Annotated in this window: 18 protein-coding genes; 13 read left to right on the forward strand and 5 right to left on the reverse strand. The window is 56.3% G+C overall.

The genetic code is table 11. From position 1 onward, the window contains the following. The first annotated feature begins 318 nt into the window (after positions 1 to 318). The 7 genes from R2940_09870 (at position 319) to R2940_09900 (ending at position 6,138) form a co-directional block, all read left to right on the forward strand. The gene (locus tag R2940_09870; GenBank protein ID MEZ4600077.1) at positions 319 to 1,299 is read left to right on the forward strand and encodes a class II fructose-bisphosphate aldolase; all 981 of its coding nucleotides are present in this window, start codon (positions 319 to 321) and stop codon (positions 1,297 to 1,299) included. Between the two features lie 168 nt (positions 1,300 to 1,467). Continuing rightward, positions 1,468 to 1,797 carry a DUF5320 domain-containing protein gene (locus R2940_09875; protein MEZ4600078.1) on the forward strand — a complete coding sequence of 110 codons (330 nt, stop codon included), beginning with the start codon at positions 1,468 to 1,470 and terminating at the stop codon, positions 1,795 to 1,797. Between the two features lie 164 nt (positions 1,798 to 1,961). Next, on the forward strand, positions 1,962 to 2,213 hold the full coding sequence (locus tag R2940_09880) for a hypothetical protein (protein MEZ4600079.1): 252 nt from the start codon (positions 1,962 to 1,964) through the stop codon (positions 2,211 to 2,213). Between the two features lie 32 nt (positions 2,214 to 2,245). Continuing rightward, a complete protein-coding gene (locus tag R2940_09885) occupies positions 2,246 to 2,545 on the forward strand; it encodes a hypothetical protein (protein MEZ4600080.1) in 300 nt (99 codons plus the stop codon). Then, on the forward strand, positions 2,545 to 2,970 hold the full coding sequence (locus R2940_09890; protein ID MEZ4600081.1) for an ADP-ribose-binding protein: 426 nt from the start codon (positions 2,545 to 2,547) through the stop codon (positions 2,968 to 2,970). Before R2940_09885 ends, R2940_09890 begins: the two co-directional genes overlap by 1 nt. A gap of 204 nt (positions 2,971 to 3,174) precedes the next feature. Next, positions 3,175 to 5,439, forward strand: a complete 2,265-nt coding sequence (locus tag R2940_09895) for a PAS domain S-box protein (protein MEZ4600082.1) — start codon at positions 3,175 to 3,177, stop codon at positions 5,437 to 5,439. A gap of 357 nt (positions 5,440 to 5,796) precedes the next feature. Then, positions 5,797 to 6,138, forward strand: a complete 342-nt coding sequence (locus R2940_09900) for a hypothetical protein (protein ID MEZ4600083.1) — start codon at positions 5,797 to 5,799, stop codon at positions 6,136 to 6,138. Positions 6,139 to 6,316: 178 nt separating this feature from the next. Here R2940_09900 and R2940_09905 read toward each other — a convergent pair whose 3' ends face one another. From R2940_09905 to R2940_09925, 5 genes are all read right to left on the reverse strand, one after another. Then, the gene (locus tag R2940_09905; GenBank protein ID MEZ4600084.1) at positions 6,317 to 9,403 is read right to left on the reverse strand and encodes an efflux RND transporter permease subunit; all 3,087 of its coding nucleotides are present in this window, start codon (positions 9,401 to 9,403) and stop codon (positions 6,317 to 6,319) included. Between the two features lie 103 nt (positions 9,404 to 9,506). After that, complete coding sequence (locus tag R2940_09910) at positions 9,507 to 10,637, reverse strand: efflux RND transporter periplasmic adaptor subunit (GenBank protein ID MEZ4600085.1); 1,131 nt, start codon at positions 10,635 to 10,637, stop codon at positions 9,507 to 9,509. Positions 10,638 to 10,896: 259 nt separating this feature from the next. Then, positions 10,897 to 11,325, reverse strand: coding sequence for a fasciclin domain-containing protein (locus R2940_09915; GenBank protein ID MEZ4600086.1), 429 nt, complete (start codon positions 11,323 to 11,325; stop codon positions 10,897 to 10,899). Positions 11,326 to 11,433: 108 nt separating this feature from the next. Then, positions 11,434 to 12,006 carry a rubrerythrin family protein gene (locus R2940_09920; GenBank protein ID MEZ4600087.1) on the reverse strand — a complete coding sequence of 191 codons (573 nt, stop codon included), beginning with the start codon at positions 12,004 to 12,006 and terminating at the stop codon, positions 11,434 to 11,436. A 130-nt stretch (positions 12,007 to 12,136) separates the two neighbouring features. Further along, positions 12,137 to 12,589, reverse strand: a complete 453-nt coding sequence (locus R2940_09925) for a transcriptional repressor (protein MEZ4600088.1) — start codon at positions 12,587 to 12,589, stop codon at positions 12,137 to 12,139. Between the two features lie 183 nt (positions 12,590 to 12,772). Between R2940_09925 and R2940_09930 the strand changes: the two genes are divergently transcribed. From R2940_09930 to R2940_09955, 6 genes are all read left to right on the forward strand, one after another. After that, on the forward strand, positions 12,773 to 13,174 hold the full coding sequence (locus tag R2940_09930; protein ID MEZ4600089.1) for a PadR family transcriptional regulator: 402 nt from the start codon (positions 12,773 to 12,775) through the stop codon (positions 13,172 to 13,174). A 36-nt stretch (positions 13,175 to 13,210) separates the two neighbouring features. Further along, positions 13,211 to 14,044: an ABC transporter permease gene (locus R2940_09935; protein MEZ4600090.1), complete on the forward strand. Its 834-nt coding sequence runs from the start codon at positions 13,211 to 13,213 to the stop codon at positions 14,042 to 14,044. Beyond that, complete coding sequence (locus R2940_09940; protein ID MEZ4600091.1) at positions 14,034 to 14,837, forward strand: ABC transporter ATP-binding protein; 804 nt, start codon at positions 14,034 to 14,036, stop codon at positions 14,835 to 14,837. Before R2940_09935 ends, R2940_09940 begins: the two co-directional genes overlap by 11 nt. Before the next feature lie 117 nt (positions 14,838 to 14,954). Beyond that, positions 14,955 to 15,932 (forward strand): ABC transporter substrate-binding protein, encoded by a 978-nt coding sequence (locus tag R2940_09945; GenBank protein MEZ4600092.1) that lies wholly within the window; start codon positions 14,955 to 14,957, stop codon positions 15,930 to 15,932. Positions 15,933 to 16,180: 248 nt separating this feature from the next. Further along, positions 16,181 to 19,162 carry an EAL domain-containing protein gene (locus tag R2940_09950; GenBank protein MEZ4600093.1) on the forward strand — a complete coding sequence of 994 codons (2,982 nt, stop codon included), beginning with the start codon at positions 16,181 to 16,183 and terminating at the stop codon, positions 19,160 to 19,162. 285 nt (positions 19,163 to 19,447) lie between these two features. Continuing rightward, positions 19,448 to 21,679 (forward strand): methyl-accepting chemotaxis protein, encoded by a 2,232-nt coding sequence (locus R2940_09955; GenBank protein ID MEZ4600094.1) that lies wholly within the window; start codon positions 19,448 to 19,450, stop codon positions 21,677 to 21,679. The last annotated feature ends 68 nt before the right edge of the window (positions 21,680 to 21,747 follow it).

Genomic DNA, 21,747 nt, shown 5'->3' on the forward strand with positions numbered 1-21,747 from the left:
TTCGAACCTGGCGCCCGCCAGAAAAGCGTCTTATCGTATACGATGAGAGGGTCGTTTTCAAGCTTTTTGCCCGCCCGCTCATCAGTTAACGGCAGAAAAGCGACAAGCTTTTCATCGAAATTGTACAGAAATTGTACAGATAAATAATGCAGCCTCTGGAAATTTTTTCAATATACTGTTGGAAATTTCCGTCAGTTTTTACTAAGATCTCGAGTCGGGTTTACTGTTGATGCTGCCGCACACCGCAGGAAACCTCTCACCTTCAGCCCCAGCCGCCCCTCAGGTCAAGGGGTGCTCTACTATCGGAGGATCGATTCAATGTCGGAAACAACTCACTACAAGGAATTGGGTCTGGTCAATACGCGGGACATGTTTCGAAAAGCTGTAGGCGGAGGATACGCCATCCCCGCTTACAACTTCAATAATCTTGAACAGCTCCAGGCCATTGTAACGGCCTGCGTGGAGACGGCATCGCCGGTCATCATCCAGGTCAGCAAAGGCGCCCGAAGCTATGCGAATGAAACCATGCTGCGCTACATGGCGATGGGAGCGGTAAAAATGGCCCGGGAAATGGGATCCGGCATCCCGATCGCCCTCCACCTGGACCATGGGGATTCCTTTGAGCTCTGTAAATCCTGCATTGAGTCTGGGTTTTCCTCGGTCATGATCGATGGTTCCCATCTGCCCTACGAGGACAACATCGCCTTGACCCGCAGGGTCGTCGAATTAGCTCATCAGCAGGATGTGACTGTCGAAGGGGAGCTGGGAATCCTGGCAGGTATCGAGGATGAGGTGCAGGCGGAGCATTCCACCTATACACGCCCTGAGGAGGTGGAGGATTTCGTCCGCAAGACGGGGGTCGATTCCCTGGCCATTTCCATCGGCACCAGCCATGGAGCCTATAAATTCAAGGTGAAACCTGGTGAGGAGCCTCCGGGGCTGCGCTTCGACATTCTGGAAGAAATCGAAAAGCTCGTGCCCGGGTTTCCCATTGTCCTGCACGGCTCTTCCAGCGTGGTCATCGAATATGTGGACCTGATCAACCGTTTCGGCGGTAGGATGGAAGGTGCCGTAGGCGTGTCGGAAGAACAGCTGAGGAGGGCGGCAGCCAGCTCGGTCTGCAAGATCAACATCGATTCCGACGGTCGCCTGGCCGTTACCGCCAAAATACGGGAATATCTGGCCGGACATCCCGAGGAATTCGATCCGAGAAAATATCTGGGCGAGGCCCGCAAGGAGCTGATCCGGCTGATCAAGCACAAGAACCAGGCGGTGCTGGGAAGTGCCGGAAAGGCCTGATATCACGGGAGGTGGGTTTTTCGGCCACTTTAAGACCGGGCAACTCCTGATGGAGGGCCCGGTTTTTTTTGTTGACATCAAAAAGAGATGTAAATATATTTTAGATGTAAAAAACATCTATAAAGGTTCACCAGGTATTTGTCCTGGGAGAGCCGAAAGGAGCTGAAAATGCCAAGAGGAGATAAAACGGGACCGATGGGATTTGGGGCCAGGACAGGCAGAGGCATGGGATTTTGTGCCGGTTTCGACAGGCCCGGTTCTGCCAATCCTTCCTTCGGAAGAGGCCTTGGCCGCGCTTGGGGGAAAGGCGGAGGCTTCGGCAGAGGAATGCGCTGCGGCTGGGTCGGTAGAGGATATTACCCCATGGCGGAGGAGGTTTTCCCCTATAATCCGGCAAATGAGGCCGCAGGTCTCAAGGCTGAAATTGATGGTCTTGAGAAGACGTTGACGGCTCTCAAAAAAAGACTGGATGAGGTGAAGGGCACTGAGGAAGAATGATCCTCGCTTAATCCTGTCCGGGGCGGAGCGGATGAAAACTGTTCCGCCTTTTTTTATAAGCGCTTCTGGCCTGATCTCTGCATTCCATTACGTAAAGGCAGGCCAAAATAAGTCATGGGCAGGAACCATAGCATTCTGCCTGCCGATCAGGAAGGAGTTTAATCATGGTGAGATCCGCTGAAAACAGGGATAGTATTCCGGTGGAGGAAGTGGCGAAAACCCTTGGAACCACTCCGCTCAACGTGCTTCTCTTTATCAAAAGAGGACAATTGAAGGGGAGGGAGGAGGAAGGGCAATGGCTCGTGGATCGGGACAGTTTTGCAGCCTTCATGGAGACCCCTGCCGCCCGGATCGGCTCGGCACCCTGCCGCAGCGCCTGTTCCAAGGCCGGGCATTGCGGCTCCTGTGATCACTGATGCCTAACTTTTGAACAGAAAGGGCCTGCGCCATGGGGATCGCCATCAAACCATCCGATCTGTATTTCAAATATCGCCGCAAAAAAGAAACCCGGGATGAGCCCAAGTTCTGCGGCAAGCCCGACAATCGCCCCTTCGATCGGGACGATCTCTATGAGGTCATTCCGATGTTTGAGGCCGTGATGGATGCTCTGGAAACCGACGATGGCAGGGTGCTCTACGAACTGGAGCAGATCGTCAATTCCATTCCTGTCGGTTATCAACCCAGCCGGGAAGACCTTTTCGATTTTCTGCTGGAACAGGTACGTCCCATGCTGAACCAGGAACGATGATGCGGGACATCTGCGGCAACCTCTGGGATTTTCTCGGCCGCACCCCTTTGGGCATCACCACCGGCGGGGCGGTCGGCCCCAAGGGAGATTGCATCATGCTGCGCGGTTGCGCCCGCCAGGCCCGCGATCGTTTTCCCTCCTTGCCGCAAAAACTCGGCACCCTGATCCTGACCCGGGGCAACCATGTCTTTTCTCTTGGGGACGGTATCTTCAGTTTTCCCGTCGAGAACAGCCCCTTCGAATTCCCGGATCTTCGCCTGATCGAAAGATCCTGCCAAGAACTCCTGGCTCTGGTGGCCGCCCAGGGCTGGCCCGAAGTGGTCCTGCCCCGCCCCGGCTGCGGGACCGGCGGCCTGGAGTGGCCGACGGTCCGACCCCTTCTCGAATCCTGTTTCGATGACCGCTTCCTGATCATTTCCCTTTAAAACGATTATCCATACAGTTTTCCTCTGGCAAGCCATGCTCGTTCTTGCTCTTTACCTTCCTGCAAAGAACATTGTCGATAATTTGATGATTCTTTGCAAAAAAATCTAATCTCGAGTATTATGTAAAAATTCTTATAAATGGAGTGAGGTATTGTTGGTCATTTGATCAAAATGCTTCTTTCTTTTCAGTGGATGAGGTTAGCCGTGGACTGTCTGGATAAGGATCCCCTGATACATCATCTTATTGGCTCCATTCCGGATTTCATCGCCGTCATCGATCGCGACTTTCGGGTGGTTGTCTGCAACTGGGGCGGAGGCTACGATTACGTTCCCAGTGAAAAAAGGGCTGGTGAAATTATCTGTTACAAAACTTTTCGTTCAGATCAAAGCGGTCCCTGCCGGGACTGTTGTGCAGAAGAGGTGTTTCAAACCGGAGAGCCCTGTATCAGGGAGACAGTGCATCCTCTTATAGGGCATCAGGAGATGCGATGTTCTCCGCTCTTGGATCAGGACGGAAATATAACCAGGGTCATGGTGCAGATCTGTGAAATCAACGCTAAAAAACAGGCGGAGAAGGCGCTGCTCGACAGTGAAGCCGGTTATCGGATGCTGGTCGAGAGCCAGGTAGATCCCATCTGCCGCTGGCGTCCGGACGGCACCCTAACTTTTGTGAACGAAGCCTATTGCCGTTTCATGGGCAAATCCCGGGACCAGTTGCTCGGTTCCAGGATTCCTGATCTGTTGTCGCAGGCGGACCGCAGGTCTTTTGAGGACCATATGACCTCCCTGATCGCGGAACCGCGGATTGCCCAGTTCGAGCAGAAAATCGTCACCTGCGATGAAGGTTATCGCTGGTTTATCTGGAGCGATCGTCCCATCAGTGACGATGACGGCGAGCTGTTGGAGTTTCAGTCGGTGGCGCGGGATGTGACCACCATTCGATTGGCCCTGGAAAATCTCCGGCAAAGCGAAGAGCGTTTCCGGGAGGTTTTCGAAAACGATCTGACCGCCAATCTTGTGGCCACTGTCAATGGACAAGTCGTCGATTGCAACACGGCCTATGTGCGCCTGTTCGGATTTTCGTCCGTCGAGCAGGCCCGCAGCATGTGCGCTCTGCACCTTTTCCAATCTCAGGAATCCGCTTCCAAACTGATGGACTTCATTCGAAGGGAAAAAAGACTGGAAAATTACGAGTGGGAGACGAAAAGGCTTGACGGAACGCCGTTGTCCCTTATTGCGAACGTGATAGGAGTTTTTGATGACGAGGGAGAGCTGACCTACCTGCGTGCCTTTCTATTTGACAATACCGAACTTAAAAATTTGCAAAAGCAGTTTCTGCATGCCCAGAAAATGGAAGCTATGGGGCGTCTGGCCGGGGGTGTCGCCCACGATTTCAATAACCTGCTGACGATCATCAGCGGCTACGGCGAGTACCTCCTGCAGGAAACCTCCGACGGGAACATGCAAACTTGCCTGGAGCAGATCTGCAGGGCGGCGGACCAGGCCGCTGCCCTGACGTCCCAATTGCTGACCTTCAGCCGAAGACAGGTGTGCCAGGCCACGGAAATCAATCTCAATACCCTTGCGGCCGATCTGCAAGATATGCTCAAACGGACTCTTCCGGCGGATATTGAGCTGCTTGTCATCAGCGATCCCCGGCTGGGTTTTGTCAGGGCAGACTACGGTCAGATGGAGCAGGTCCTTCTCAATCTGGCCGTAAATGCCAGAGATGCCATGCCGAATGGCGGCCGACTGACTATCGAAACCGTGAATATCGAGTTCGGAGAAAATTCCTCTTCCTGGCCGGCCGGACTGAAGCCCGGAGGTTATGTCATGCTTTCGGTCTCCGATAACGGCATCGGAATGGACAGCGAAACCATGAGCCACATTTTCGAGCCTTTCTTTACCACCAAGGAAAGCGGCAAGGGGACAGGTTTAGGACTTTCGACGGTCTACGGCATCGTCCAGCAGAGCGAAGGGCAGGTATTTGTCTGCAGCACGCCGGGAGTGGGAACGACCTTCAGAATCTACCTGCCCCGGATCGAAGACGTCGACCAGTCCGCGCGGATCGAATCTGCCCCGCCCCAAGCGGCCATGGGCGCGGGCACCGTGCTGCTGGTTGAAGACAACGACGTCGTGCGGGAGTTGACCCATCTGGTTCTTCAGGGAGGCGGGTATTCCGTGCTGCAGGCGCAGAATGCCGAAGAGGCGGTCAATATTTTTGAACAGAGGCCCGATGAGATTGATGTTCTGCTGACCGATATTGTGATGCCGGGTCGAAGCGGCGTTTCGCTGGCGGCCGAGTTGAGACGGCTCAAACCCGATCTCAAGGTACTGCTCGTGTCCGGTTACCCCAAGGATGCTTTTGAGGACCAGTCGATTCTGGACTCGGGGGCCCACTTCCTGCAAAAACCCTTCAGCCCGTTTTCCCTCAGTCAGAAGGTGCGGGAGGTTCTTTCAGGTGTGTAGGTTCCGAGACCGTGGGGTCTTTGCTGACCTCGGGGGCCAACGGTTGTTCTTCGTCTCTTCTGCAGGCCGTGGCGGCAACGGCCAACAGGAGAAGCCCCAGAAGCATATGGATACAGGTTTTTTTCATAATCACTGACCCCTATCCTTTTACTCCGTCCCAACCTGTTTTTAATCAATAACAGATCTCTGCCCATTTTCCACATCAGGATCGGATAAACTCCGGGTAAATTAACTGGGAGGGAAGGTTTGACAATCGGCAGCGCAACCTTTAGAATTTAACTATAACTAAATTTGTTATATATGCAATGTCAAGGGACGGTTGCAATACATGCCCTCTGGGGCAGGAAAGGCAAGAAGATGAAAAAGTATATCGAAATCAGCACGACTACTCTGAAAAGACTCCAGAACTATCAGCAAGTGGTCGAAAATGAAAGGAGGAAGGCTCACAAGCACCAGTGGATGGAAATGACTCTGGTGAGAATGGAGGAGTATCAGCAGGTGCAGAAAAAATCCGATCATGCCAATGCCGTGGTCGGATACGCCAGTTTCATTTTCCGGATTCAGAACGGCCTGACTCCGCCCCGCACTCTCTACGGTGAGCAGATTCTGCGGAATGCCTTGGTGAGCCTGTTGGAAGAGCTTGAAATTCCAATTAAAATGATCGAAGTGCCGGAGACTGAAACCGTTAACTCCCGATGATACTATGCTTCCGATAAGGAGACACCCCATGGTCCGGCAAAAAATGGGCGGCCTGCAGGCTCTGCACATTGAGAGCCTGTAGCCGCCCGAAAGCTTAAAAAAATTTTGTTTGGATCCTTTCCTTCCGGCACATACCCGTCGTGAAAAATCCGTCCTGACGAGGCTTGATCTTCCCCTGTTACGATCCGACAGTGGCGTGGGTTCTGTCTTTGGCATGATCCCGTGCCACGAGCATGTAAATGGCCGGTACCACGAACAGGGTGAACAGGGTGCCGATAAACATCCCGCCGACAAGCACCAGTCCAATGGAGTTCCGCGCTTCTGCCCCGGCCCCACTGACCAGGGTCAGTGGAAAGTGTCCGGCAATGGTGGCGACGCTGGTCATGAGAATCGGCCGCAGACGGGTCAATGAGGCCTCATGCACGGCGGCCAGTTTTCCCAGACCCCGGCGCTGCAACTGGTTGGCAAATTCCACGATCAGGATGCCGTTTTTGGCAACCAGTCCGACCAGGGTGACCAGGCCGACCTGGGAATAGATGTTGAGGGTCGTGGTCCAGCCGCTGGTGAAAAAGGGGACATTGGGATCGGGAATCTTCAGAAAGGTGAAAAGCAGCGCACCGAACATGGCGAGAGGGACCGATCCCGCAAGAATGACGAAGGGATCGCGGAAACTGTTGAACTGAGCGGCCAGCACCAGGAAGATGAGGATGACCGCCAGGGTGAAGGCCTGCAGGAATTTCGTTCCTTCCTGCCGCAACTGGCGGGACTCCCCGGTGTAATCGATGGTATAGCCATTGGGTAGCAATTTGGCTGCTTCCTCCTCCATATAGGTCAGGGTCTCGTCCAGGGGCCGGATGGACACGCCGCTGATTTTCACAGCGTTGAGCTGCTGAAAGCGGTTCAGGGAGCGGGGAACGGTTTTTTGCCTGATGTCGGCAATGGTGGCCAGTTTGATGGGGTCTCCGCCGGGGCCGGCAATGGTGATGCGCTGCAGCTGATCGGGATTGAGACGGCCTGTGCGCTGGATCTGGGGGATGACCTTGTAACTGCGCCCCGCGATATCGAATCTGTTGACAAAATCCCCGCCAACCATGGCACTCAAATCGCCCCCCACCTGCTGCAGATTGAGGCCGAGATCGGCGACCTTGTCGCGATCGATAATGAATTCGGCCTGGGGCTGATCGATCTTGACGTCAATGGTCGGGGGGAAGGCAAACATTCCGCTCGCGGCAGCCTTGTCCTTCAACTGGGTGGCGAATTCCAGAATTCGTTCCGTTTCCGCAGTGGATGCGATGATGAACTCGACCGGAAACTGACCGCCTCCGGGCAGGGGCGCCGGGGTGACCGGGAACATGCGGATGCCGGGGAGGGACTCGAGTCTGGCCTGGACTTCCGGCAGGATTTCGAAGATGGTCCGATCCCGTTTTTCCCAGGGCTCGGCGACCATGCCGCCGAAACCTGAGGAGGCCGAAGTCAGCTGAAAGGTAAATTCCGTCTCGGGCACGTCGAGAAAAATCCGGTTGGCGGCATCCGCAAAGATGATGGTCTGATCGAGAGTCGCATTGGCGGACCCTTCGAGGATGCCGAAGATGACCCCCTGGTCCTCCGTTGGCGCCAGTTCGGCGGGAGACAGGCGGTACATGGGGATCGCCAGAAGGCTGACAACGATCCAGATCCCGTACATGGCCGGGCGCATGCGCAGGGTGGCTCCCAGCCAGCGCGCGTAGGCATCGCGCAGCCGGTGAAAGCCGCGGGAAATCATTCCTGCCAACCCCTTTTCTTCCATGCCGGGTTTGAGCAGTCGCGCCGACATAATGGGCGAGAGGGTCAGGGCAACGATGCCGGAAATCCCGACGGCGCCGGCCAAAGTAAAGGCGAATTCACGGAACAGGGAGCCGGTCAAACCTCCCTGCAGGCCGATCGGGGCATACACCGCCGCCAAAGTGATGGTCATGGCAATAATCGGACCGACCAGTTCCCTGGCTCCCATCAGCGCGGCTTCGAGCGGCTTTTTCCCTTCACTCAGATGGCGTTCGACGTTTTCCACCACGACGATGGCATCATCCACCACCAGCCCCACGGACAGGACAATCGCCAGCAGGGTCAGCAGATTGAGGGTGAAGCCGAAGGCCTGCATCAGAAAGACGGCGCCGATCAGGGACAGGGGAATGGCGATGATCGGCACCAGCGCCGAACGCAGGCTGCCCAGAAAAAGAAAAATGACCACTACCACGATGAGCAAGGTTTCGAGCAGGGTTTTGGTCACTTCGTGAATGGCGTTGTCGATATATTCGGTGGCATCGTAGGCAACCCGTGCCTCCATGCCGCTCGGCAATTCCCGCTGAATCTCCTCCATCTCCTGGCGGACCAGATGAACCAGATCCAGACTGTTGGCATTGGGAAGAGCCCAAATCCCCATGAAAACCGCGGTCTGACCGGAAAAGCGCACCTCGGTGTCATAATCCTCGGCGCCCAGGACCACATCCGCGATATCTTCCAGACGTACAATCGCACCGTTTTCCTGGCGCACGACCAGACGTTTGAATTCCCTGACCGAAGTCAGGTTGGTATTCGCCGTCAGATTGACCTGGATCAGAGCGCCCTTGGTCCGCCCGAGGGTGGACAGGAAGTTGTTGGCGGCCAGAGCCGCCCGCACCTCACGGGGCGTGATGTCATAGGCTGTCATCTTGTCCGGGTGCAGCCAGATGCGCATGGCAAAGGTACGGGCGCCGAGGATATTCGCCCGCTGCATTCCCTGCAAAGCCGCAAGGCGGGGTTGCACCACCCGGACCAGATAGTCGGTGATTTCGTTCTGCTCGAGGATATCCGAGGTGAAACTGAGGTAGGCCGCGGCGAACTGACTCTCCGCCGATTCGATATTGATGACCGGCACTTCCGCCTCGGGCGGCAGGTCGTTGCGCACCTGATCGACTTTGGAACTGATTTCGGCCAGCGCCTTGGTCGGGTCGTAGTTGAGCTCCAGCCGCACATTGATGGTGGAGACCCCGAGTGCACTCTGCGACTCGATGTAATCGATGCCGTCGGCGGCGGCGATGGCCCGCTCCAGCGGGGTAGTGATAAAGCCCCGCACCAGTTCGGCATCGGCTCCGACATAGACGGTGGTGACGGTAATGGTTGCGCTCTCGCTGCGCGGATACTGACGGACATTGATGGAGCGCAGGGCCTGGAGACCGGCAATCAGAATCAGCAGGCTGACCACCATGGCGAGGACGGGACGCTGTATGAAGAGGTCGGTGAATTTCATGGATTCCCTGTATCTAGGATTTTGTTGAAAGGCTTTAAATCGAAATCGGCTTTTGATCTTGACTTCAAAGCCTCGGGTTTTTTACCCCTCACCCCTCACCTGATTACCCTTCCTCCGGCGTCGGATTCAGCTTGAAATCCGGCGACAAGGCATTGTCCACCACGACCGCCTGATTGTTTCGCAGTTTGAAAACCCCGGTCGTCACCACTTTTTCTCCTTCCGCCAGGCCGGCCTGCACACTGATGTAGTCACCGCGCTTTTCTCCCAGGCGCACGAACTGCTGGCGCACCATCAGGCCGTCCCCTCCGGGGGCTTCAGCAGGCTTTTTTTCCACGACGAAAACCGAATCGCTGTAGGGAGCGTAGAGAATCGCGGTTGCCGGTATGACCAGAACCTCCCTGACGGAGGGCAGCACGACGGCCACGCTGGCGAACATGCCGGGCCGCAAGGCGCCGTCAGAGTTATCGAGAGTCGCCTGCACCCTGATATTGCGTGTGGCCGGATCGACTTCGGGGTTGATGGTGGTGATCCTCCCCTCGATGATTCTGTCAGGAAGAGCGTCCGTGGTCAGGCGCACTTTCAGACCGGTGTGAAGTTGGGACAGATGCTGCTGGGGGAGCATGAAATTGACGAAGATGGGATCGAGTGACTGAAGAGAAACAATCGTTTGCCCCGCTTCAAGCATCTCGCCAAGATTGACCAGGCGTATGCCCAGGCGCCCGCCAAAGGGCGCCCGGATATGTTTTTTGGCAATAGTGGCACGGATATTGGCAACTTCTGCGGATGCCTGTTGCCAGGTGGCCAGGGCAGTATCGTACTCGGCCTGCGAAATAATATTGTCCGCCAGCAGGGTTTCCCCCCGTTGCAGGTCCCGTTTGGCTTTGGCCAGGGCGGCCTCGGCACCGGGCAGCAGGGCTTGCTCGGAGGAAGTATCCTGCTTCACCAGCAAGGTGTCTCTGCTCACATTGGCTCCCGGTTCAAAGGCTATTCGATCGACTTTGCCCGGGAGTTCCGCGGCCACCGTCACCCCCTGCACCGCCTCAACAGAGCCGACTGCGGTCAGCAGGGTTTCCCAGTCGGCGCTTTTAACTTCAGCCACGGTGACCGTTTCCGCAGGGGGGACGAAGCCGGCCTGCTGGGCGATCATTTTTCGGATCTGGAGGAACTTGATGCCTGCAAGAATGCCGATCAGCAGCAACAGGCCGAGAACAACGGCAAGGATGCGTTTGGTCATGTTTTTTGTCCTGAAATGATGCGGAAGAAAAGGAATCAAGCCGATGCTGCAGAGGTTGCCTCAGGCCTTGATTAAAGCAGGAATCGTCTAAGATTGCAAACAGCTTCGGGGAGGGGAGCGCTTGGTTCAGACCATCTTTTTCAGCTGTCTGTGTCGGCATCGATGCCGGTATCGGAGAGGGTCTTTTCGACCCCGACTCCGATACCGACCTCAATGGGCTGCATTGAAAGGAAACATTTTCCCGGCGACACCCTTAATATCAGGCGGTGGTTTCGTACCAGCCGGAATGCTGGGGCAGAAAAACGTTGTCGATGATGTGAATAACTCCGTTGGAGCATTCGATATCCGGTTCGACGATGTGGGCGTTGTCGATCATGATCACGTTTTCATCCAGATAGACCGAAAGACTTTTGCCGTACTCGGTCAAAAGGGTGAAGACATTTTTGGCATCCAGTTCATCAGCCGAACGTTTTTCCGCAACCAGGTGGTACTGGAGAATGGAACGGATTTTGTCCTTGTCGGCCAGAATTGCCTCCAGATTCACCTTGTCGAAGGCGGTGTCGCTTGGAGCAAAAAAGGTATAGGGACCCGGTTTCTTCAAGGCGTCCTCGATGCCGGCGGCTTTCACGGCTTTGGACAATGTCTTGAGAGAGCTGTTCGATTCGATGGTTTCCAGTATGTTGGGCATTTCGAACTCCTTTCTTGGCAAAAAGGGGTTGGTTTTCCGGGCCGAATGGACCACCTGACCGATTTCGATGCCGGCAGGCCACCCTGCCGGCCGACAGAATTCAGTCTATCAGTAATTCTCTCCAAGCAGTTCGAAGTGGGCCTGAGGGTGTGCGCAGGCAGGACAGAGATCGACCGCCTTATCGGACTCGTGCAGGTACCCGCAGTTGCGGCAGCGCCAGACAACAGTTTGATCTTTCATGAAAACTTTCCCCGACTCGACGTTGGCCAAAAGGGCCCGATAGCGCTTTTCGTGCTGTTTTTCGGCCACGGCGATAGCCATGAAAATATCCGCGATATCGTTGAAGCCCTCTTCCCGGGCTATTTTGGCAAAGCTCGGATACATCTCGATGTGTTCGTGATTTTCGCCTGCAGCGGCTTCCTGCAGGTTGGCTGAGGTGCTGCCGATGACGCCGGCAGGGAAGGCGGCGACAATTTCCACCTCTCCTCCTTCCAGAAGCTTGAAGAGGCGCTTGGCATGCTCCTTCTCCTGATTGGCGGTCTCTTCAAAAATCTCGGCAATCTGTACGAATCCTTCTTTTTTCGCCTGGCCGGCGAAATAGGTGTAGCGGTTCCGGGCCTGTGATTCTCCGGAGAATGCGGTGAGGATGTTCTTTTCTGTGCGGGTACCTTTCAGCGACATACGATCTCCTTTCTTAGGCCTGCTTTTGGATTAAAACGGGGCCAAGACAGATGGTTTGAGACGGATTACCAGATAATAGATATTACTATTAAGGAATTTCCTGAAATGTCAAGTCCCGACGGAAATTTTTTTAATCCTTTTTGCGACAGGCACTGCAGATGCCGCGAATTTCCACATGCACCGAATTGATCGCGCCCAAACTGGAAATCTCTTCAGGGGCCAACAGTTGATCGAAGGATGTGCTGTAAAAATCGCGCACCAGGCCGCATTCCGTGCAGATGAAGTGGTGGTGCCGATCGATGTTGGCGTCGAAGCGCATACTCTCTCCGGCGGCGCTGACCCGGGAAATAATCCCTTCTTTAACGAAAAGGCGCAGGGTCCGGTAAACCGTGTCCAGAGAAATTGACGGAATCCGTTCGCGGACGCGCTCATATAAGGTTTCCGCGTTCGGATGTTCCTCGGTCGCCAGCAATTCCCGATAGATTTCGGTCCGCTGATGGGTGGCCTTGATGCCCTTTTGATGACAGAACTCCGGAAAAGCTGCCAGGAGACGCTCTATCGTATTGTCGGTGGAGGTTTTCAAGTTCGGCGTCCTCCAAGTAGTTTTGATTACTGATTGCAGTATACCCGACTTTGAGGAGGACGTTGATCATTTAATAAATTTTTTTGCGGTCGCTTTGGCCATCCCGGCCGGGAGAGGTCATGCGTCTTGACAATCAATATTCCCGCGCTATATTGATCTCTCAATAACGGAGGAGGTCCAATAATGGATTTGAACCAATGTGCCTGTTCGGGGAAAACTCTTGCCCGGCTCGTTCGCCCGGCCGTGCTGGCTATCCTTGCCCGGGGGGAAACCCATGGCTACGATCTCGTTCAGCAACTGAGCGGGCTGGACATTTATGGAAAAATGCCGCCGGATACCAGCGGGATCTACAAGGTACTCAAATCCATGGAGGGGGAAGGTCTGGTTTCCTCCAGTTGGGAGTTGAGTGACAACGGGCCGGCCAAACGGCGATATGCTTTGACCGCCGCAGGCGGGGAATGCCTGCGGCGTTGGTGCGAAACCCTGCAAGCCTACCGCAGGCAGATCGACGGTCTCCTGGCCCTGTTGAAACCGGAAACGGTTGAAAAAACCAGAAGCAGGGAGTCCATTGCACCGGCTGAATAAGCGGTTGATGACTTCGGGTTCAACAAGGTTCTTCTGATGTTCCATCCCCGGCAACCATCCCTGGCCGTCCCCCGTTTCAGCGCAAGGTTCGGACGCCCCATCTGGAGCCTCGGCTCGGCGGTATTCGCCATTGTCCTCTGGCAAGGCATCGCTTGGGCGGTGCAGGCGGCCCGCGGCGTACCTTTTCCCACTCCCCTGGACTGTCTTCTGGCTTTGCGTCATCTGCTCGCAGGCGCCATCTTCCTCGAATACAGCATTTATCACCACCTCCAGGTCAGCCTTGCCCGCTGGGCGGCAGGTTTCGGCATCGGCCTGGGGACCGGTCTGGCTTACGCGTTTGTCGCCGGATGGTGCCGCCCGGTGCGTTTGGTGACCATGCCCACTGTGGAGGTTCTGCAGGTGGTGCCGGGGCTGGCCTGGATACCAGTGGCCATTCTGCTGTTCGGGCTCAACCAGACCGCGACCGTGGCCATGATCGCCTTGACAGCCTTTCCGGCTGTGGCCATCGCCGGAGTGATGGGAATGCAGAGCGTGGACAGGCGCTACGTCCGGGCCGGCCGAATGTGCGGAGCCGGCCCGCTTTCGCTGTTTGCCACGGTTTTTCTGCCCGGCGCCCTGCCGCATCTGCTGAGCGGGCTGCGCATTGCCCTGGGAGCCGCCTGGCGGGTTTTGGTGGCGGCGGAGATGGTCGTCGGATCCGGCGACGGGCTCGGCTACGCCATCATCCAGGCCCGCTGGACCATGGACTACGTCTCGGCGTTCGTCTGCATTGCAATTATCGCTCTGCTTGGGCTCGGTCTCGAACGCCTGGTTTTGTCCCCTCTTGAAAGAAACACGATCAGGCGCTGGGGGATCAGCCATGAGCACTGAGATTTCCCTGGCTCTCGATCATGTGGGCAAGGTCTTTCCCGGACAGGGACGCCAGGGCGGAGTTACGGCGCTCTCCGGACTGGAGCTTGAGATCAAGCGGGGTGAATTTGTGGCTGTCGTAGGGCCGAGTGGCTGTGGCAAGTCGACTCTGATCGACCTGCTGGCAGGTTTTACTCGTCCCACATCCGGCTCGATCCTGGCAGCAGGCAGGCCGGTGACCGGACCGGGACCCGACAGGGTGGTGGTTTTTCAGGATCATGCCGTCTTCCCCTGGTACACTGCCATCGGCAACGTCGCCTACGGCCTGCGACGGCAGGGGGTGCCCAGGCAGGAGGCCAGAAAGCGTGCCGGGGAGGCACTGGTTCGGGTCGGCCTCGGGGAATTTCTGCATGCTCATCCTTTTGCATTATCGGGAGGCATGCGGCAGCGGGTGGCGCTGGCACGCGCCCTGGTCCTGAATCCGGAAGTTCTGCTGCTGGACGAGCCCTTCGCAGCCCTGGATGCCGTGACCAGGGCTCGACTGCAGGATGAACTGACGGCTCTTTGGATGGAGTTCGGCTGGACGGTTATTTTCGTCACCCATACCCTGGCCGAGGCCGTTTATCTGGCTGATCGGGTGGTCATGCTGGATCGCCCCCCGGCCGGGCTGCGCGGGATCGAGTCGGTCGACCTTCCCCGCCCGCGCCATCGTCGCGACGCGCGGCTCATCGAGTATGTCGAACGCCTGGATGAACGTCTTGGCGGCCGTCCTGAGGATGCGAACGGCGAGTCCTGTATCTGCGCCCGAATTTAACGACCGGTTTTTATCTCGTACTCGTACGCGTAATCGTAATTCTGGTCGACGAAAGGATCTTTTCGAGTACGAGTACGACAACCTTTCCGCTGGCGCTTTACTGAACCAGGAGATGCCATGTCTTCAAAAATCCGCACCCTCATCCCGATTGCCCTCCTCGTCTTTGCCTTTCCGGCGCTGACCGCCTGCGACCGCTCTTCTGAGGGCAAAAGCGATGCCGTCCTCTGCCGCCTTGCCTACACCTCCAAGGGGTATTACGCTCCTCAGATCCTCGCTTATAATAAGGGGTGGTTGGCCGCGGACGGGGTCATTGTTCAGGAGATTAAACTAGGGATGGGTGCCGGCATCGCCGCCGCCGAGGCCCTGGTGAGCGGCAGCGCCGATGTGGCCGTGATGGGTGACGTTCCGGCCCTGATCGCCCTGGCCAGTGCAAGGGATTGCGTGCTGGTGGCGGCCTACGGAGGCGGTGAAAAGATGCATTCCATCATCGTCGGCGAAAGGTCGGGGATCGAAAAACCGGCCGATCTGGCCGGGAAAAGCCTGGGGGTCCAGTTCGGGTCCAGCACCCACGGCGCGGTCTACCTCTATCTGGAGCATCACGGCATCGATCCGGCCAAAGTTCAGCTGGTCAATCTGCCGCAGAAGGATCTTGTCGAGGCTCTCATCAGCGGTTCCATCGATGCCCTGGCCGCCTCCGAACCGACCCCCATGCTCACGCGGGACAAGGTGCCGGGAGCGCGCGAACTGGCCTGCCTGTCCGGCCTGGGCAACGACTACCCCTCGCTCATCGTCGCCTCCCAGGAATTTGCCGACGCCCATCCCGAAGCCATCCGTGCCATCGTCGCCGGCACACGCCGGGCCGTCGACTGGATCAACGCCGACCCGGACGCTGCTGCTGCCGAAACCGCTTTGGTCACCGGCACCCCGGCCTCGCTGGAAGCGGCCATGTTCCGAAAAATGGAATGGCGGGTACGTCTCGACGAACAGGTGGTCAGGAGCCTGAACATGACCGGCGCTTTTCTCCACCGCCTGGGGAAGCTTAAGGAGGTTCCCGATGTGAAAGGGCTTTCCAGGCCGGAGTTCCTGGAGCCTTGAGCAAGGTGTAAAAATCGTATAGGCGGGTACATGAGTCGAGGGCTCTTCAAATAGCCCTTTCATTGAAACTTTCTCCAGGAAATCAATAAACCTGATAAAGGCCGCCCGATTATTTGGGCGGTTTTTTGCTTATAGGGCAACCTTCCGGCAGGCTTTTTGTATATCCTCTTCCTTTGAAAATATAAAGCTTGATTTTTGACACTATCGGTTTCTTCTCCTTCACATGTCAGATCCGGAGTGTTTTTTCAATGACCGAATCCTCAGATAAAGAGAAAGAGCCCCGCGCGCGAAAGAGCCAGGACATCTGCGGTGAAAAAGGCTGTCTGTTTCAAGTGTCCTTTGAGCAAGCGGAGGTGGGGCTGGCGCATATCGGAAGGGAAGGGCGATGGGTTCGCGTCAATGGAAAGTTGTGTCAAATTCTTGGCTACGAACGGGATGAACTTTTGCGCAAGTCCCTGCAGGACCTCGCTCACCCCGAGGATGGGGACGATGATAGGACCGGTCCGGAAGAACGTCTTCTGCGCAAGGACGGATCGACGATCTGGGTCAGTATCAGGATGGTTCCGGTACAGGTTACGGCCGACATCCCGGAGCTTTTCATCGCCGTAATCGAGGATATCACCGAACGCAAACTGGCCGAACAGCAGATCCAGTGCAATGAATCCCGTCTGCGCAGCATCGTCAGAATTCTTCATTTCCGCAGCGAGACCATTCAGGAGTTCCTCAACCACGCGCTTGATGAAGCCATCAGCCTGACGGAGAGCAGGATCGGCTACATCTATTTTTACGATGAGGAGCGTCAGCAGTTCATTCTCAACGCCTGGTCCCGGGAGGTCATGCACCAATGCACCATCACCGATCCCCAGACCTGCTATGAACTTAAGGATACCGGGATCTGGGGGGAAGCGGTGCGCCAGCGAAAGCCGATCATCCTCAACGATTACCAGGCCCATCACCCGCTCAAGAAAGGGTATCCCGAGGGACATGCCCCGCTGAAGTCCTTCCTGACCCTGCCGGTTTTCAAGGAAGACCGGATCGTGGCCGTTGTCGGAGTGGCCAACAAGGAATCCGCCTATGATCAGACCGATGTGCTGCAGCTCACCCTGCTGATGGATTCCGTCTGGCGGTTCGTCGACATCAAGCGGGGGGAAAAAGCCCTCCGGGAGAGCGAGGAGCGGTTTCGGTCAATTTTTGAAGATGCATCCGCCGGGATGATCGTCATTGACCCCGAGGACAATCTGCTCAATGTCAATCCCTGCTTTTGCAGCTACCTGGATTACGCCGAGGCGGACCTGGTCGGCGGCAATTACCGAAACCTCGTCCATCCCCTTGATCGGCCCCAGATCGATCGGTGCTATGAAGATGTTCGGGAGGGGCATCGCAAGGTCTGCCATTACGAAGCCCGACTGTTGCGGAAAAACGGTGGGGAGCGATGGTTTTTCATTTCTGTCACCTGGCTTGCCGACGAGCAGGATCGGCCCAGGTATGCGGTGGCGCTGCTGCAGGATATCACCGAACTGAAAAGCTCCCAGCACGCCCTGGAAAAAGAACGGGAGTTCCTGCAGACGGTCATTGACGGGGTGGCTGACCCCATACGGGTCATTGATGCCGACCGCCAGGTTCTGCTGATGAACCGGTCAGCCCAAAACCTTCTGTCCGGGAATTCAGGCTCCGGAGCCTTGCCTCTCCAGGGTGAATCCTTCGCCGACGTCGATCCTCCCGAAATACTGGAGACTATCCGCCGGACCGGACAAAACCAGACTTTTGTCCGCAAGGGGATCGACGGCAGCGGCGAGGAGAAGATTTTCGAACTGCAGGCTTCGCCCTTCAGGGATGAAAAAGGTCGAGTGCTTGGCATCATCGAGACCGCCCGGGATATCACCGAACATCTGAATGTGCAGAACCAGCTGCGAGAGAACCAGAAGCATCTGAAATACCTGGCCTATCATGACCCCCTTACCAACCTGCCCAACCGGCTGCAACTGCAGGAGCATCTCAGGAAGGCGCTGTCGGCAGCCCGGCGGGCTGGAAAAAAGGTCGCCTTCCTGCTGTTTGATCTCGACCGCTTTAAAAACATCAACGATTCTCTGGGACATCAGGCCGGGGACCACGTGCTGCGGGAGATCGGCGAACGTCTGCAGCGGTGGATCCGCAACTATGATACCGTGGCCCGCCTGGGCGGCGACGAATTCGGCATCATTCTGAACCAGATCGACGATGAAAACCATGTCGCCGCCATTGTCCAGAAGCTGCTGGGGGTTGTCAGTCAGCCTATTCGCCTGAAAAACGGCGATTTTACCCTGACTGCCAGTTTCGGCATCAGTGTTTTCCCGACCGATACCGAAAACGAGGAGAGCCTGCTGAAGTTTGCGGATGCGGCGATGTACCGGGCCAAGGCCAGGGGAAGGAACAATTTTCAGTTCTATACCTCGGATATGAACGCCCGCACACACGAGTTTCTGATCATGGAGACCGCTCTCAGAAAAGCCGTTGAAAACCAGGAATTTTTCCTTGAATTTCAACCCCTGGTCGATCTTGAGAACCGGACCGTTGTCTGCCTCGAAGCCCTCTTGCGCTGGCATCATCCCGTCCAGGGCCCCTTGTCCCCCGGTGATTTCATCCCCCTGGCGGAAGACACCGGCCTGATCGTACCGATCGGAGACTGGGTCCTGTCCACCGCCTGCAGCCAGGCCGTATTCTGGCAGAGCCAGGGTATGCCCCCGATCCGGATTTCGGTCAATATCTCAGGTCGACAGTTCCGGGAGCCCGATTTCGCCGAAAAGGTGGAGCGTATCCTTCTACAGAGCGGCCTCGATCCCCGTTGGCTGGAGCTGGAGATCACCGAAAGCGTGGCCATGGAAAACGTGGAGAAAACGATCCTGAAACTGAGCGACCTCAAGGCGAAGGGTGTCTCCCTCTCCGTCGACGACTTCGGCACCGGCTATTCTTCCCTGAGCTATCTCAAGCTGTTCCCGATTCACAAACTCAAGATCGATCGGTCTTTCGTCCGGGATATCACCAGCGATCCAAATGATGCGGCCATAGCTTCCGCCGTCATCGCCCTGGCTCATAGCATGGGGCTGCAGGTCGTGGGGGAGGGGATCGAGACGGAGGAACAGTTGGCGTTTCTGAAGGAAAAGGGGTGTGATTTCGGGCAGGGGTATCTTTTCAGCAGACCGCTGGCAGCGGGGAAAATGTCCAAAGAGCATTTTTCTGCTCCGATTGATTAACAGAAAACAATACAAATTCTTGAAACGGGCCAAATTTTTGTCCCTCCAGTCACATTTTGTAAATCCCAGAGTTTTCGAAACGATCTTCTCCTTTAATACTTGAAAATTTTTGGTAACCATTTCCATTTTTTAACTGCCCATGCCATAAGGATTTTCTTTCCAGTTGAACGCATAATGGCCGGTTGTCCGATTTTTTCGGCCAGGTTTGGAGCGACAATTGCTTTAATTCCGAGTGTTTTCTGAATCGCTATGCACCTGCCACCCGTTTGCTTAATGGAGGTCTCGTTGAAACTCTTTGGCAAGATATTCATTCCCGTTTTTATCTCCCTGGTGCTGGCATCCGTCATCATCGCTTTCTCCATCAACAGTAAAACCAGCCGCCTGGTTCAGGAGCGAATCGACAGCGAGATCACCTTGTACAACGACACCCACAACGCTCTCGCCCGGGAGCAATTGTCGAAAATATTTCAAGCGGTCGACATCCGGGCGAAAATGCACCTGGAGCAGGCAGCCCTTTTTTCTTCTCTGGATATTGTCAAACAGGCTTACGACAGGGCCCTGAAAGGGCAAATCGACGAAGAAGCCGACGAACAGGTCCGGGCGGCCCGAAATTTTCTGAAGGACCACTTCTCCCCCATCGAAAAGACCTTTTCCCAGGTCACCGGTGAACCTGAACTGAGGGCCCACTTTCACCTGTCCAACAACCGCTCCTTCGCCCGGGTCTGGCGGGACGGGTGGCAGATCAAGCAGGGCGAGATGAAGCTGGATGTTTCGGATGATCTCAGCGGGTTCCGGGAGATGGTCGTCCAGATCAACTCCCGACATCAGCCTTTGCAGGGGGTGGAACTCGGCATCGGCGGGTTTGTCGTCAGGGGTCTTTCCCCGGTGAACGACAGCTCCGGAAATCCGGCCGGGTCGGTGGAATCCTACTCCTCCTTTGAATCCCTTCTGCAGGAGATCGAACTTGAAGAGGGGAAGCAGATTTCCCTCTTCATGCCGGCGGAAAAACTGGGCGTGGCCAAACAGCTGAACGACCCAAAGAAGTTTCCGGTCGTCGATGGACGCTGGGTCCAGGTCTACGCCTCCGATCCGAAGATTGCCGGCAAGATTTACCAGTCGGAGGATTTCTCCCGAGCCTTCCAGAACCCGATTCATAAGTTCCAGGTGGCGGATCAGATGGTTTTCACCCAGGCGGTGAAGGATTTTTCCGGCAAGGCGATCGGCGTGCTGTTGCTTAGCGAAGACCTCGGCCCTTGGAACAGTGCTTTGGCGGCCAAGCTGAAAGAGGGGAAACGGCACGCCCGCGCCGCCATGACGGGCACCATCCTGCTGCTGACGCTGGTGCTGCTGGTTATCGGGGGCATCACCTACGTGATCGCCAAGGGGATTGGTCGATCGGTGCGGGAAACCGCTGAAATGCTCCACGCCATGGAAGAAGGCAACCTCAATGCCCGGCTGTCGATCAGAGGCAGGGATGAGATCGCCACGCTGAGCGTTGCGCTCAACAAATTTGCCGACAATCTGCGCGACGAGGTTGTGGCTGCCTTTGAAAAACTGGCGGCGGGGGATTTCACCTTTGAGGCCCACGGGGTGATCCGCCAACCGCTCGAGCGGGTGAACCGGTCGCTGAATGACCTGATGCTTCAGATTCAGGCAGCCGGTGAACAGATTTCCAATGGCAGCGGCCAGGTGGCCGATACCGGCCAATCCCTCGCTCAGGGAGCGACGGAACAGGCCAGCAGTCTTGAGGAGATCTCCGCCTCGGTCACCCAGATGGCCGCCCAGACCAAGGCCAATGCGGAGAATGCCGCGCAGGCCAGCCAGCTGTCCGGCCAGGCTCATAAGGCGGGAGAAAAAGGCACTGCCAGCATGCAGGAGATGGTGCAGGCGATGGACAGAATCAACGCCGCCAGCCAGAATATTTCCAAAATCATCAAGGTGATCGACGAAATCGCTTTCCAGACCAACCTGCTGGCGCTCAATGCGGCGGTCGAGGCGGCGCGGGCCGGTCAGCACGGCAAGGGCTTTGCCGTAGTGGCCGAAGAGGTGCGCAGCCTGGCGGCCCGCAGCGCCAAGGCGGCTCACGAGACCTCGGCGCTGATCGAGGATTCGGTCAACCTGACCCGGCAGGGCGGACAGATCGCCGATGAGACTTCCGTCGCCCTGGCCGAGATCGTCCAGGGTATCACCAAGGTCAACGATCTGGTTCTGGAAATTGCCGCCGCCTCCAACGAGCAGGCGCTGGGGATCAGTCAGATTCACCAGGGGCTGGGACAAATCGACCAGGTCACCCAGCAGAATACCGCCAATGCCGAGGAGAGTGCCGCAGCCGCCGAGGTGCTTTCCAGCCAGGCGGAACAGCTACGGCATATGCTGTCGAAATTTCACCTCCAGGGGAATACTCTTATAGGATTGAAGACCACGCCCCGACGGGTCGCGGAATTGGACAATCCGGTACAGGCAGTCCGGCCCAAGCCGATGATTGCCCTGGACAGTTCAGAATTCGGAAAATTCTGATATAGGATCGCAAAGAAGACACCGAGAGCCGCCCGGTTGGTTGAAAGGCTTGTTTTAATCCTTGGCAA

It is taken from the genome of Syntrophotaleaceae bacterium, assembly GCA_041390365.1.
Taxonomy (GTDB): domain Bacteria; phylum Desulfobacterota; class Desulfuromonadia; order Desulfuromonadales; family Syntrophotaleaceae; genus JAWKQB01.